The organism is Tepidiphilus thermophilus (genome assembly GCF_001418245.1).
In the GTDB taxonomy this organism is placed as follows: domain Bacteria; phylum Pseudomonadota; class Gammaproteobacteria; order Burkholderiales; family Rhodocyclaceae; genus Tepidiphilus; species Tepidiphilus succinatimandens.
The window spans coordinates 41047-53081 of record NZ_LIPU01000012.1; the positions used below are offsets into that span (position 1 = coordinate 41047).

Sequence of the window (12035 nt, forward strand, 5' to 3'; positions counted from 1 at the left end):
AAAACTCGAAGCCACGACAAGAACAAGGAGGTTCGCGATGAAACTGGAACTCGTTTGCGAAGGTCAGACGTGCCATGAGATCGACAAGGAGGAGCTGGCAAACCGTTTTTCCGGGGCGATTCGCCGCTTCCGCGACCGCGTGACCTGGGCGCGGGTGAAGCTGGTGGACGTGCGTGACGAAACCGGCGCCTGGGCCAAGCGTTGCGTGGTGCAGATGCGCCTGCGGCAGCGGCCGCAGGTGGTGTTCGCGGTTACCGAGCGCGTGGCGCAGCTGGCGGTCGAACGGGCGGTGAAGCGCGTGCAGCGGGTACTTGAACGCCGCTTCGCCCGCCCGCAGACCATGCCGCTGCCGGCGTGAGACGTGGATTTTTTGAAGGAGGTAGATGATGCAACGAATCGATGAACGCTGGAACGACGCCGCGCAGGCGCGGGCCATCTCCTGGGCGGAAGCGCGGGGCGAGGCGCTGCCGGCCACGAACCGGGTGCTGCGCAACACCTATGTGCTGCTCGCACTCACCCTGGCGTTTTCGGCGCTCACCGCGGGCGCGGCCATGGCGCTGCGGCTGCCGCATCCGGGAGTCATCATCACCCTGGTGGGCTATTTTGGGCTCCTCTTTCTTGTGCACAAACTTGCCAACCGGGCAAGCGGCATCCTCGCCGTCTTTGCGCTCACCGGTTTCATGGGTTATACCTTGGGGCCGATCCTTTCGGCCTATCTGGCGCTGCCCAACGGCCCGGCCATCGTGATGCAGGCTTTCGGCGGCACGGCGGCCATCTTCCTGGGGCTTTCGGCCTACGCCACGATCTCGAAGCGGGATTTTTCCTTCATGGGAGGGTTCCTCTTCGTCGGCATCCTGGTGGCTTTCCTCGCCGGGCTGGGGGCGATCTTCTTCCAGATGCCGGGGCTGTCGCTGGCAGTGTCGGCCATGTTCGTGCTGCTCATGTCTGGCCTGATCCTCTATGAGACCAGCCAGATCGTGCGCGGCGGCGAGACCAACTACATCCTGGCGACCGTCTCGCTCTACGTGACGATCTTCAACCTCTTTACCAGCCTGCTGCAGCTGCTCGGCGTGTTCAACGGCGAGGAGTGATCCGGGCGTACTGATTCCGTCCGTCGGGAAAGGGGCGCGTAGGCGCCCTTTTCAATTTTCCGGCCCTAGCGGTGGCCTTCGGGTAAAATTCCCCCTTCTCAGGTCGGGACGCAGGTGATGAAACGCATCTTTCTCGAATTCGAGCGCTCGGTGGCCGAGCTGGAAGAGAAGATCGGCGAGCTGCGCTATGCGCACGACGCTTCCGCCGTCGACATCAGCGAGGAGATCGAGCGGCTGGAGAAGAAAGCGCGCAAGCAGCTCGAGGAGCTCTACGCCAGGCTCGATGCCTGGCAGACGACGCAGGTGGCGCGCCATCCGCTGCGCCCCTATACGCTCGATTACGTGGCGCGCATCTTCACCGACTTCGAGGAGCTGCACGGCGATAGGCATTTCGCCGACGACAAGGCGATCGTCGGGGGCCTTGCGCGCTTCGACGGGCGGCCGTGCATGGTGATCGGCCACCAGAAAGGGCGCGACACCAAGGAGAAGATCGCGCGCAACTTCGGCATGCCTCGGCCCGAAGGCTATCGCAAGGCGCTGCGCCTGATGAAACTCGCCGAGAAGTTCGGTCTGCCGGTGTTCACCTTCGTCGATACCCCCGGCGCTTATCCCGGGATCGACGCCGAGGAGCGGGGGCAGTCGGAGGCGATCGGGCGCAATCTCTACGAGATGGCCATGCTGCGCGTGCCCGTGGTCGTCACCGTGATCGGCGAGGGCGGCTCGGGCGGGGCGCTGGCGATCGCCGTGGGGGACGCGGTGCTCATGCTGCAGCACGCCGTGTATTCGGTGATCTCGCCCGAAGGCTGCGCCTCCATCCTGTGGAAGAGCGCGGAGAAGGCGCCCGAGGCGGCCGAGATCCTGGGTATCACCGCGCCCAAGCTCTTGTCCTTGGGGCTGATCGACGGCATCGTGCTGGAACCGGTGGGCGGGGCGCACCGCGAACCGGAGCAGATGGCCGAGATCCTCAAAGGGCATCTGCAGCAGGCGCTCGCCGGGCTCGAAGGGCTCGCGCCCGAGGCGCTGGTGGAACGCCGACAACAGCGTCTGGCGTCCTATGGCCGTTTCGTCGAGCGCACCTGAACGCGAGCCGGTCTCCGCGGCGATCTTCAAGGCGATCGAAGCGCTGGCGGCGCGGGTGTCCTCGCAGCCGCTGCGGCTCGTGCTGGGGTGCTCCGGCGGGGTCGACTCCACCGTGCTGCTGCACGCGCTGGCCGAGGCGCGCGGCGAATTTCCGCTGGAGCTGAGGGCGGTGCACGTGCACCATGGGCTCCTCGTTCAGGCCGATGCCTGGGTCGAGGCGGTGCGCTCGCACTGCGCCGCGCTCGGCGTACCGCTGCAGGTGGCGTACGTGCGCGTGCAGCCGGACGGCAAGGGGCTGGAAGCGGCGGCGCGCTCGGCGCGTCTGCGCGCGCTCGCCGCCGTGCCGGGCGATGCGCTGGTGCTGGCGCAGCATCGTGACGATCAGGCCGAGACGGTGCTTTTTCGCCTGCTGCGCGGCTCCGGGGTGGCGGGGCTCGCGGCGATGCGACAGATCGCGCCAGCGCCCTTGGCCGGGGCGGCGGCGCCGTGGTGGCTGCGCCCTTTCCTCGATCTGCCCAAAGAGACACTCATCGCCTGGGCGCAAGAACGCGGTTTGAGCTGGGTCGAAGATCCGTCGAATATGAGCGCCGACTTCACCCGTAACTGGCTGCGCGGCGACATCCTGCCGCGGCTGGAGACGCGCCTGCCGGGCGTGCGCACCGTGCTCGCCCGTACCGCCGAAACCATGGCCGAGGCGCAGCAGGGACTGGACGACCTGGCCGCGCTCGACGACGAACGGGTGCGCCATCCGCAGGGCGGCTGGGATTGGGCGGAGTTTTTCCGGCTACCGCTCCACCGGCAGAAGAATTTGGTACGCTGGGCGACGTTGCGGCTACCGGCTCTGCCGCCGACCCAACGGCGTCTGGAAGAGGGGCTGCGCCAGGCGGCATCTCATGGGGGCGGCGTCCGGCGCTTTCCCCTGGGGGATGCGTGGCTGTGCGCCCGCGGCGAGCGCCTGTGGGTGGAGGCGGCGCCTCAGGGGTGCGACGCCGCCTGGCGCTGTGGTTAGTTCTTGCTCTGGTCGACCAGCTTGTTCTTGGCGAGCCACGGCATCATCGCACGCAGCTTGGCGCCCACCTGTTCGATGGGGTGCTCGGCGATGAGCCGCCGGCGCGCCGTCATGCTGGGGTAGTTGAGCTTGCCCTCGAGGATGAACTGCTTGGCGTACTCGCCGTTGCGGATGCGCTCGAGCGCACGGCGCATGGCGGCACGCGAGTGCTCGTTGATGACTTCTGGGCCGGTGGTGTACTCGCCGAATTCGGCGTTGTTGGAGATCGAGTAGTTCATGTTGGCGATGCCGCCCTCGTACATGAGGTCGACGATGAGCTTGAGCTCGTGCAGGCACTCGAAGTAGGCCATCTCGGGGGCGTAGCCGGCTTCGACCAGCGTCTCGAAGCCCATCTTGACGAGTTCCACCGCCCCGCCGCAGAGCACGGCCTGCTCGCCGAAGAGGTCGGTCTCGGTCTCTTCGCGGAAAGTGGTCTCGATCACGCCACCCTTGGTGCCGCCGTTGGCCGCGGCGTAGGAGAGCGCCAAATCGCGCGCCTTGCCGGAGACGTCCTGATGCACGGCGATGAGCGTGGGCACGCCGCCGCCGCGGACGTATTCGGAGCGCACAGTGTGGCCTGGCCCTTTGGGGGCGACCATGATGACGTCGAGGTCGGCGCGCGGCACGATCTGGTTGTAGTGGATGTTGAAGCCGTGGGCGAAAGCGAGCGCCGCGCCCTGCTTGAGATTGGGTTCGATGTCGCGCGTATAGACTTCGGGCTGGGTCTCGTCGGGCAGCAGGATCATCACCAGATCCGCCCCTTTGACCGCTTCGCCCACTTCCTTGACGGTGAGCCCCGCGGCTTCGGCCTTGCGCCAGGAACTGCCGCCGCGGCGAAGCCCCACGGTGACGTTTACGCCCGAGTCGCGCAGGTTGAGCGCGTGCGCATGGCCTTGGGAGCCATAGCCGACGATGGTGACTGCCTTGCCCTTGATGAGCGAGAGGTCGGCGTCCTTGTCGTAATACACTTTCATGGCGTTTCCTTTTTCGTCGTTGTGGTGATGAAAGAATCAGGCGCGCAGCACGCGCTCGCCGCGACCGATGCCGCACACGCCGCTACGCACGGCCTCGAGGATGAGCGCCGGGTCGATCGCCTGGATGAAGGCGTCGAGCTTGCCCTGGTTGCCGGTGAGCTCGATGACGTAGGTGGTGTCGGTGACGTCTACGATGCGCGCGCGGAAGATGTCGGTCATGCGCTTCATCTCTTCGCGGTCCTTGCCCGTGGCGCGCACCTTGAGCAGCATCAGTTCGCGTTCGAGGTGCGGCGCTTCCGAGAGATCGACCACCTTGACCGTCTCGATGAGCTTGTTGAGCTGCTTGGTGATCTGCTCGATGATCTCGTCCGAGCCGCTGGTGATGATGGTCATGCGCGACAGCGAGGGGTCTTCGGTGGGCGCGACGGTGAGCGATTCGATGTTGTAGCCGCGCGCGGAGAAGAGGCCGGCCACGCGCGACAGCGCCCCGGATTCGTTTTCGATCAGCACGGAGATGAGGTGTCTCATGGCATTCGTTCCTGTGCCGTGGGTCAGAGGTCGTTGGCCGAGAGGATCATCTCGGTGAGCCCCTTGCCGCCCTGGATCATGGGGTAGACGTTCTCGCGCGGATCGATGCGCACGTCGAGAAAGACGAGTTCATTGGCGTGCTCGGTGAAAGCGCGCTCGAGCGCCGGCTGGAGATCGGCGGGGCGATCCACGCGGATGCCGACGTGGCCGTAGGCGCGGGCGAGCGCGGCGAAATCGGGCAGGGAGTCCATGTAGGATTCGGAATAGCGCCCGCCGTGGAAGAGCTCTTGCCACTGCCGTACCATGCCGAGGTAGCCGTTGTTGAGGTTGACGATCTTGAGCGGTAGGCGGAACTGCTTGCAGGTGGAGAGCTCCTGGATGCACATCTGGATGGAGGCTTCGCCCGTGACGCACACCACCGGCGCGTCGGGCCGGGCGAAGCGCGCGCCCATGGCGTAGGGCAGACCCACGCCCATGGTGCCCAGTCCGCCGGAATTGAGCCAGCGGCGCGGATGATCGAAGCGGTAGTATTGCGCCGCCCACATCTGGTGTTGCCCCACGTCGGAGGTGACGATGGCTTCGCCCTTCGTCACTTTCCATAGCGTGTCGATCACGTATTGCGGCTTGATCGGGCCATCGGCGGGCTGCTCGTAGGCGAGGCAGCGCCGGGCGCGCCACTGCTCGATGCGCTCCCACCAGGGGGCGAGCGTCTCGCGGGGGGCAGTGAGGCCTTCTTCGTCGAGGATGCGCAGGAAGTCGGCGAGCACGTGGCGCACGTCGCCCACGATGGGCAGGTCGGCCTTGACGCGCTTGCTGATGGAGGAAGGGTCGATGTCGATGTGGATGATGGTGCGCGGTTCGCTGGCGAAGTGCTCGGGGCTGCCGATGACGCGGTCGTCGAAGCGCGCGCCCACGGCGAGCACGACGTCGGCGTGGTGCAGGGCGAGGTTGGCTTCATAGGTGCCGTGCATGCCGGGCATGCCGAGGAACTGGCGGTCGCTCGCCGGGTAGGCACCCAGCGCCATGAGTGTGGTGGTGACCGGGGCCCCTAGGCGGCGGGCGAGCGCCGTGAGCTCGTCGGCGGCATCGGCGAGGATCACGCCGCCGCCGGCGTAGAGGATGGGGCGCTTGGCCTCGCGCAGCGCCTTCACGGCTTTGCGGATCTGTCCCTGGTGCCCTTTGACGACGGGGTTATAGGAGCGCATCGACACCGTCTCGGGGTAGTGGAACGCACACTTGGCGGCCGAGACGTCCTTGGGGATGTCGACGAGCACCGGCCCGGGGCGGCCGGTGCGGGCGATGTGAAACGCCTTTTTGATCGTTTCGGCGAGCTCGGCGACGTCCTTGACGAGGAAGTTGTGCTTGACGCAGGGGCGGGTGATGCCCACCGTGTCGACTTCCTGGAAGGCGTCCTGCCCGATCATGGCGGTAGGGACCTGGCCGGAGAGGATCACCACCGGGATGGAATCGCCGTAGGCGGTGGCGATGCCGGTGACGGCGTTGGTGGCCCCGGGCCCGGAGGTGACGAGCGCCACGCCCACTTCGCCGCTTGCGCGCGCGTAGCCGTCGGCGGCATGCACCGCGGCCTGCTCGTGGCGCACGAGCACGTGACGGATCTGGTCTTGCTGAAAGAAGGCATCGTAGATGTGCAGGACCGCGCCGCCGGGGTAGCCGAAGACGTATTTGACGTTTTCGCGCTGCAGGCACTGGACGACGATTTCGGCGCCGGTGAGGAGCATGGGGGTGTACCTCGTAGGGATGATCCGTGCAAGGATCGGGTAAACCCGTAACGTTAGCGGCTCGGTGGGCTTTGGTCAAGCGGGTCGCTTCCTTCGACCTCTTATAATGGGGAACGCATCGCGCCCGGGAGAAAAGATCGATGAACGAGAATATCTTGTTTACACTTGCTTTCATCGTCGTCGCCGGCGCGGCGGCGCAGTGGGCGGCGTGGCGCACCCAGGTGCCGGCGATCGTCTTTTTGCTGGCCGTGGGGCTTGCGGCCGGCCCGGGATTGGGCTGGATCGATCCGGATCGCCTCTTCGGCCCGGTGCTTTTTCCTGCGGTGTCGCTGGCGGTGGCGGTGATCCTGTTCGAGGGCAGCCTCACCCTGCGCTTCAGCGAGCTGCGGGGCATGAGCACGGTGGTATTGCGCCTGGTGAGCCTCGGGGCGTTGCTGACCTGGGCGGTGGCGGCCGTGGCGGCCCACCTGTTCGTGGACCTCGATTGGGGGTTGGCGGCGCTCTTTGGGGCTTTGGTGATGGTGACGGGACCCACGGTGATCGTACCGCTGCTGCGCTTCGTGCGTCCCAGCGACAAGGTGGCCACGGTGCTGCGCTGGGAGGGGATCGTGATTGACCCGATCGGGGCGCTGGCGGCGGTGCTGGTCTATCAGTTTCTCGTCAGCCGAGCGCTGCCCGATCTGCCGGCCTGGTCGGCGCTGTGGGTGTTCGTCAAGGCGGTGGGCGTGGGGTTCGCCACCGGCTGGATCGCGGCCGAGGCGCTGGGACGGATGTTGCGCCGCTACCTGGTGCCCGATTACCTTGACAGCGTCATTGTGCTCGCTTTCGTGGTGGGGGTTTTCACCGCCTCCAACCTGCTCGCCCACGAGGCGGGATTGTTGGCGGTGACGGTGATGGGCATGCGCCTGGCCAACATGAAAGGGGTGCCTCTGGAGGACATCCTCTCGTTCAAGGAGACGCTCACCATTCTTCTCATTTCGGTACTCTTCATCGTCCTGGCGGCGCGCCTGGACGTGGCGCAGCTCGCCGAGGTCGGCAAGGGAGTGGTGCTGGTCTTCATGGCGATCCAGTTCGTGGCCCAGCCGCTCAAGGTATGGGCGTCGACCTGGGGGAGCGGGCTGAGGTGGCAGGAGAAGGCGCTGATCGCCTGGATCGGGCCGCGCGGGATCGTGGCCGCGGCGGTGTCGGCGCTCTTTGCGCTGCGCTTGCGTGAGCTGGGGCACCCGGGGGCGGAGGTGCTGGTGCCGCTCACCTTTGCCGTCATCATCGGCACGGTGCTCTTTGCTGGCGGCACGGCCAGACTGGCGGCGCAACGTCTGGGGGTGGCGGAACCGCAGGCGCGCGGGGTGCTGATCGTGGGGGCGCATCGCCTGGGACGGGAGCTGGGCCTGGCGCTCACCCGGCTGGGCTTTCGGGTGATCGTGGCCGACACCGATTATGCCCTGGTACGCGAGGCGCGCATGGCGGGGCTGGAGACGTTCTTCGGTAACGTGGTCTCGAAGGAAGCCGACCGGCGGCTCGATCTGGTCGGCGTGGGCTATCTGCTGGCGATGTCGCCGTATCCGGAACTGAACGCACTGGCGGCGGTACGCTACCAGCGCGAATTCGGGCGGGGCAACGTCTACGTCGTGCTCACGCCCGAAGAGGTGGCGAAGAAGGGGCAGCAGGTGGCCGATCCTCGCTATGCCCGTCTTTTGGCCGGGAAGGAAGCCGGTCTGGCCGAACTGCTGGCGCTCTTCGAGCGCGGCGCGAAGATCTATGCCACGCGCTTGAGCGAGGCATTTGCTTTCGAATCCTACCAGGAGCAGTTTTCTGGCCGGGGGAATCTGCTGCTGGCGATCGATGCCAAGGGGCGCCTGCAGGGCGTGGGGCCGGAATTTACCTCCCGCCCCGGTCCGGACTGGTATCTGCTCGGCCTCTATCTGCCGGTCGAGGGCGAAAAAGGCAAAGTGGCGGGCGCTTCGGCATGATCGTCCCGCGTTAGAATGAGCCGCCCGTCGTTCATGCGTGCCCGCGGCTCAGAGGAGATCCCAGGTGCTTCGTGTTCCCGTCCGTCCCAGCGAATTTCTGGTCGGCAAGCCGATCCCATTCGACGTCTTCGACCGGCACGGCCGTTTCTTGCTGGCGAAAGGGCACGTGATCGCTTCGGCCGAGGAGAAGGAAAAACTCCTGCGCCAGGGGGCGGAACGCAATCTGACCACCGACGAGCGTTTCCGTCAGGCGATCGGTGCGGCCTTGAACGTGGTGGAACGGGAGGAGGAACCGGGCAAGAACAATGCCCTTCGCCTGAACTTCGAGGAGTTGCGCCTGCTGCCCGGTACCGTCCTTCAGATCCAGCTGGGCCGGGAAGAGGATCGCTATTTCGTGCGCTACATTGGTTCGCTGCGCGGCAAGTCGGTGATCGTCGACGCTCTGGAGCGCGGCGGATTGCCGCTCTTCGTGCCCGATGGCACCGCCTTGCAGGTACGCGGCAGCGTCGGCTCCTACGCCTTCGTCTTCCCTTCCTCCGTGCTGGTCAATGCCTCGCGCCCCTACCCGCATCTGCATCTGACCTATCCGCTGGAGGTGGTGGCGGTGCGGCTGCGGCGCAGCGAGCGTGTCCCCGTGCGCCTGGTGGCGGCGGTGGTCTCCGACGACAACCAGGCCTTCGGTGGGGTCATCCTCGATCTGTCGGTGGGCGGAGGGTTGCTGGCCACGCGCCATCCGCTGAAGGTCGGGCAGCGCATCCAGATCAAGTTCAAGCTGGAGATCTCTGGCACGGAGATCATCCTGGCGGTGCCGGCCATCGTGCGTTCGATGCGCGAGATCGACGATCGCACCCTGGAGGGAGCCAAGGGCTACGGCATCGAGTTCGTCGATCTCACACCCGAGGATACCGTCGCCCTGATGACCTACATCGCCGCCGTGCAGACCAACCCGACGGTGACCGGTTAGGAGGAAAAATGCGCATCGTCAGCTGGAACGTTCAATGGGGGCGGGGGGCGGACGGGCGGGTGGATTGGGCGCGCCTGCTTGCGGCGCTGCGCGCCTTCGACGCGGACGTGATCTGCCTGCAGGAAGTGGCGAGCCGCTTCGACGAGCTGCCCGGTTCGCGCGGTGAGGACGGACCGGCCATCCTGCGCGGTGCGCTACCGGAGTATCACGGCTTCTACGCCCCGGCGCTCGACGTGCCGCGCGCCCACGGCGGCCGGGCGCTCTTCGGCAATTGGCTGGGCAGCCGTCTGCCGGTGGAGCAGGTGCAGCGCGTGAGTCTGCCCTATCCGCCGCCGGAGACCGACAAGTGCATGCCGCGCGTGCTGCTCGAGGCGGTGGTGCGGGTGGGCGAGCGGCGGCTGCGGGTAGCGACGAGCCATTTGGAATACTACTCGCGGCGTCAGCGCCTGGCGCAGGTGCAAGCCCTCGTCGAACATCAGCGGGAAATCCTCGCCTGGCCGCAGGGCGGCGGGGACGAGGAAGAAGCGACCTTCCGCGCTTGGCCGCGGCCGGCGGAGGCGGTGTGGCTCGGGGACGGGAACTTCGCTCCCGAAGACGAGGAGTACCGGCTGCTCGAGGAAAGCGGTCTGTGGTTCGACGCCTGGCGCCTGGTGCATGGCGAAGCGCCGCACGAGCACACGGTGGGGCTGCACGGGGCCGAATGGCCCGATCACCCTTACTGCTGCGACTACGCCTGGGTGAGCGCGGCGCTACGCCCGGCCGTGCGGGATTTTTTCGTGGTGCGGGACACGGCCGCCTCCGACCATCAGCCCATCGTGCTCGATCTCGAATTCTGAAACGCAGCGATCGGCTCAGCGGCAGCGGCGTAGGAACCGGTGCAGCAGCCAGCGCAGCGCAAGCGGCGCTTCCAGCATGGGCGTGTGCCCCACGCCGGGCAGGGTGTGCCAGGTACAGGCGGCTTCGCGCCGCGCGAGCGTTTCCCAAAGACGGGTCGCGGCCTTGACGGGCGTCATGCGGTCTTGTGCCCCGGTGAGGAAGAGCGCCGGCGCGCTCATCCCTTTGGCACGCTCCAGTGCCGGTTCCGCGGCGTAGGCATGGCAGGCGCGCAGGTCGTTGGCGAGCACGCCGGGGCGCTGTTCCAGCACGAGTTCCTGCACCGCCCGCGGCAGCCCCGTTCCCCGGGCGCGGGCACCGAATGCCCACGGTTCCATCATCTGGCAGGCGGCGCGCGGCTCGGCGGCGCGCTCGAGCAATTCTGGGCTCACCGCCATCGGCAGCGCCGTGCCGATGAGCGCGAGCCCACGGCAGCGCTCGCCCAGCCGCGCGGCGAGTTCCAGCGCCACGAGCGAACCCATGCTGTGACCCACGGCAACGACGGGACGCTCGGCATCGAGCCCGGCGGCGAGCGCCGCCGCGTATTCCTCGATGGTGGGGCAGGGCGCGCGCTCGTCGGCGCCGTGGCCGGGCAGATCGGGGGCGCTCACCTGCCAGCCCAGCCGGCTCAGTCCCAGGGTGACGGCCCACCAGATGCGCCGGTCGTGCCCGGCGCCGTGGATGAGGACGACGAGCGGATCGGTGGCGAACGTCATGGTGGAACCCTCCGGCAGAATCGAAGACTATACTTTACCGTTTTTCTTGACGCTTCAGGAGGAGCACGCATGAGCAAGGCCTTCGTGCGCGAGAGCGAGGTCGACGAGGACGAGGAACTCGTCGAGGTACAAAGCTTTCCCGGCTTCAAGAACTACATGACGCCGGCGGGTCATCGCGCCTTGCGCGAGGAGTTCGAACGGCTCGTCAAGGTCGAGCGCCCCCAGCTCGTCGAGACGGTGGCCTGGGCGGCGAGCAACGGCGACCGTTCCGAGAATGGCGACTACATCTACGGCAAACGGCGCCTGCGCGAGATCGACCGGCGCCTGCGCTACCTCACCAAAAGGCTGGAATCGGCCGTGGTGGTCGACCCCCGCGAGCAGACGCAGACCGACCGCGTCTTCTTCGGGGCGACGGTGACGGTCCGCGATCTGGATACCGAGACGGAGGAGACCTGGCAGATCGTCGGGGTCGACGAGGCCGATGCGGGCAAAGGCAAAGTGAGCTGGATCGCGCCGCTCGCGCGGGGGCTACTCAAGGCCGAGCTGGGGGAGGTGGTGCGCATTCCCACGCCGGGCGGCGTGCGCGAGCTGGAGATCGTCGACATCCGCTATGAAGCCTCCTCTTGAAAATTTCCCCCTCTATGCCCAGAAACGAAGGAGCCAACTCTCGTATTACCAAAAGTGCAAATTAGTCCATAAGGGTGTTCATGGAAAACACCATGAGCACGGGCAAGGCGGCAAAACTTCTTGGCGATGAGTGACTGACCATGCACCTCACCCACAAAATCGCCCTTCGTCCCACGCCCGAGCAGGCGGATTACTTCAAACGCGCCTGCGGCACGGCCCGGCGCGTGTGGAACTGGGCGCTCGCCGAATGGAACCGGCAGTATGCCGCCGGGCAAAAGCCCAATGCCATGGCACTCAAGCGGCAGTTCAACGCCATCAAGTACAGCGACTCCGACTGGCTCGACGAAAACGGCCAGCCGTGGCTCGAGGGCATCCACAGGGATGCGCATTCGCAGCCGTTCGCGCACCTGCAAAAAGCGTGGAAG

The 12035-nt window shown here is 66.7% G+C and carries 13 protein-coding genes; 9 read left to right on the forward strand and 4 right to left on the reverse strand.

Features of this window, described 5'->3' with window-relative positions; genetic code table 11:
* Positions 1 to 37 precede the first annotated feature (37 nt).
* The 4 genes from ASC37_RS09115 (at position 38) to tilS (ending at position 3180) form a co-directional block, all read left to right on the forward strand.
* The gene (locus ASC37_RS09115; protein ID WP_055424090.1) at positions 38 to 358 is read left to right on the forward strand and encodes a hypothetical protein; all 321 of its coding nucleotides are present in this window, start codon (positions 38 to 40) and stop codon (positions 356 to 358) included.
* 28 nt (positions 359 to 386) lie between these two features.
* On the forward strand, positions 387 to 1091 hold the full coding sequence (locus tag ASC37_RS09120; RefSeq protein WP_082438446.1) for a Bax inhibitor-1/YccA family protein: 705 nt from the start codon (positions 387 to 389) through the stop codon (positions 1089 to 1091).
* Between the two features lie 117 nt (positions 1092 to 1208).
* Positions 1209 to 2171 carry an acetyl-CoA carboxylase carboxyltransferase subunit alpha gene (locus tag ASC37_RS09125; protein WP_055424091.1) on the forward strand — a complete coding sequence of 321 codons (963 nt, stop codon included), beginning with the start codon at positions 1209 to 1211 and terminating at the stop codon, positions 2169 to 2171.
* A complete protein-coding gene (gene tilS / locus ASC37_RS09130; RefSeq protein WP_055424092.1) occupies positions 2146 to 3180 on the forward strand; it encodes a tRNA lysidine(34) synthetase TilS in 1035 nt (344 codons plus the stop codon). Before ASC37_RS09125 ends, tilS begins: the two co-directional genes overlap by 26 nt.
* On the opposite strand, the gene ilvC is transcribed toward tilS, so the two are convergent.
* From ilvC to ilvB, 3 genes are read right to left on the reverse strand one after another with little or no spacing between them, the layout of a single operon-like run.
* Positions 3177 to 4193, reverse strand: a complete 1017-nt coding sequence (gene ilvC, locus ASC37_RS09135) for a ketol-acid reductoisomerase (protein ID WP_055424093.1) — start codon at positions 4191 to 4193, stop codon at positions 3177 to 3179. The genes tilS and ilvC overlap by 4 nt on opposite strands.
* Positions 4194 to 4229: 36 nt before the next feature.
* On the reverse strand, positions 4230 to 4721 hold the full coding sequence (gene ilvN / locus ASC37_RS09140) for an acetolactate synthase small subunit (protein WP_055424094.1): 492 nt from the start codon (positions 4719 to 4721) through the stop codon (positions 4230 to 4232).
* A 23-nt stretch (positions 4722 to 4744) separates the two neighbouring features.
* On the reverse strand, positions 4745 to 6460 hold the full coding sequence (gene ilvB, locus ASC37_RS09145; RefSeq protein ID WP_055424095.1) for a biosynthetic-type acetolactate synthase large subunit: 1716 nt from the start codon (positions 6458 to 6460) through the stop codon (positions 4745 to 4747).
* 140 nt (positions 6461 to 6600) lie between these two features.
* On the opposite strand from ilvB, the gene ASC37_RS09150 reads away from it, so the two are divergent.
* From ASC37_RS09150 to ASC37_RS09160, 3 genes are all read left to right on the forward strand, one after another.
* On the forward strand, positions 6601 to 8430 hold the full coding sequence (locus ASC37_RS09150; RefSeq protein WP_055424096.1) for a cation:proton antiporter: 1830 nt from the start codon (positions 6601 to 6603) through the stop codon (positions 8428 to 8430).
* A gap of 64 nt (positions 8431 to 8494) precedes the next feature.
* Positions 8495 to 9394 carry a flagellar brake protein gene (locus ASC37_RS09155; protein ID WP_055424097.1) on the forward strand — a complete coding sequence of 300 codons (900 nt, stop codon included), beginning with the start codon at positions 8495 to 8497 and terminating at the stop codon, positions 9392 to 9394.
* An 8-nt stretch (positions 9395 to 9402) separates the two neighbouring features.
* Positions 9403 to 10230: an endonuclease/exonuclease/phosphatase family protein gene (locus ASC37_RS09160; protein WP_055424098.1), complete on the forward strand. Its 828-nt coding sequence runs from the start codon at positions 9403 to 9405 to the stop codon at positions 10228 to 10230.
* Positions 10231 to 10245: 15 nt separating this feature from the next.
* Here the strand turns inward: ASC37_RS09160 and ASC37_RS09165 are convergent, their stop codons facing one another.
* The gene (locus tag ASC37_RS09165; RefSeq protein WP_055424099.1) at positions 10246 to 10983 is read right to left on the reverse strand and encodes an alpha/beta fold hydrolase; all 738 of its coding nucleotides are present in this window, start codon (positions 10981 to 10983) and stop codon (positions 10246 to 10248) included.
* A 69-nt stretch (positions 10984 to 11052) separates the two neighbouring features.
* On the opposite strand from ASC37_RS09165, the gene greB reads away from it, so the two are divergent.
* Positions 11053 to 11610 carry a transcription elongation factor GreB gene (gene greB, locus ASC37_RS09170; RefSeq protein WP_055424100.1) on the forward strand — a complete coding sequence of 186 codons (558 nt, stop codon included), beginning with the start codon at positions 11053 to 11055 and terminating at the stop codon, positions 11608 to 11610.
* A gap of 140 nt (positions 11611 to 11750) precedes the next feature.
* The coding region (locus ASC37_RS09175; RefSeq protein ID WP_157287461.1) for a helix-turn-helix domain-containing protein at positions 11751 to 12035 on the forward strand (285 nt) is incomplete at its 3' end.

What these genes read in the sequence shown, in the direction of transcription:
- ASC37_RS09115 (WP_055424090.1), top strand. Translation starts at nt 38, where the DNA reads ATGAAACTGGAACTCGTTTGCGAAGGTCAGACGTGCCATGAGATCGAC.
- ASC37_RS09120 (WP_082438446.1), top strand. Translation starts at nt 387, where the DNA reads ATGCAACGAATCGATGAACGCTGGAACGACGCCGCGCAGGCGCGGGCC.
- ASC37_RS09125 (WP_055424091.1), top strand. Translation starts at nt 1,209, where the DNA reads ATGAAACGCATCTTTCTCGAATTCGAGCGCTCGGTGGCCGAGCTGGAA.
- tilS (WP_055424092.1), top strand. Translation starts at nt 2,146, where the DNA reads ATGGCCGTTTCGTCGAGCGCACCTGAACGCGAGCCGGTCTCCGCGGCG.
- ilvC (WP_055424093.1), bottom strand. Translation starts at nt 4,193, where the DNA reads ATGAAAGTGTATTACGACAAGGACGCCGACCTCTCGCTCATCAAGGGC.
- ilvN (WP_055424094.1), bottom strand. Translation starts at nt 4,721, where the DNA reads ATGAGACACCTCATCTCCGTGCTGATCGAAAACGAATCCGGGGCGCTG.
- ilvB (WP_055424095.1), bottom strand. Translation starts at nt 6,460, where the DNA reads ATGCTCCTCACCGGCGCCGAAATCGTCGTCCAGTGCCTGCAGCGCGAA.
- ASC37_RS09150 (WP_055424096.1), top strand. Translation starts at nt 6,601, where the DNA reads ATGAACGAGAATATCTTGTTTACACTTGCTTTCATCGTCGTCGCCGGC.
- ASC37_RS09160 (WP_055424098.1), top strand. Translation starts at nt 9,403, where the DNA reads ATGCGCATCGTCAGCTGGAACGTTCAATGGGGGCGGGGGGCGGACGGG.
- ASC37_RS09165 (WP_055424099.1), bottom strand. Translation starts at nt 10,983, where the DNA reads ATGACGTTCGCCACCGATCCGCTCGTCGTCCTCATCCACGGCGCCGGG.
- greB (WP_055424100.1), top strand. Translation starts at nt 11,053, where the DNA reads ATGAGCAAGGCCTTCGTGCGCGAGAGCGAGGTCGACGAGGACGAGGAA.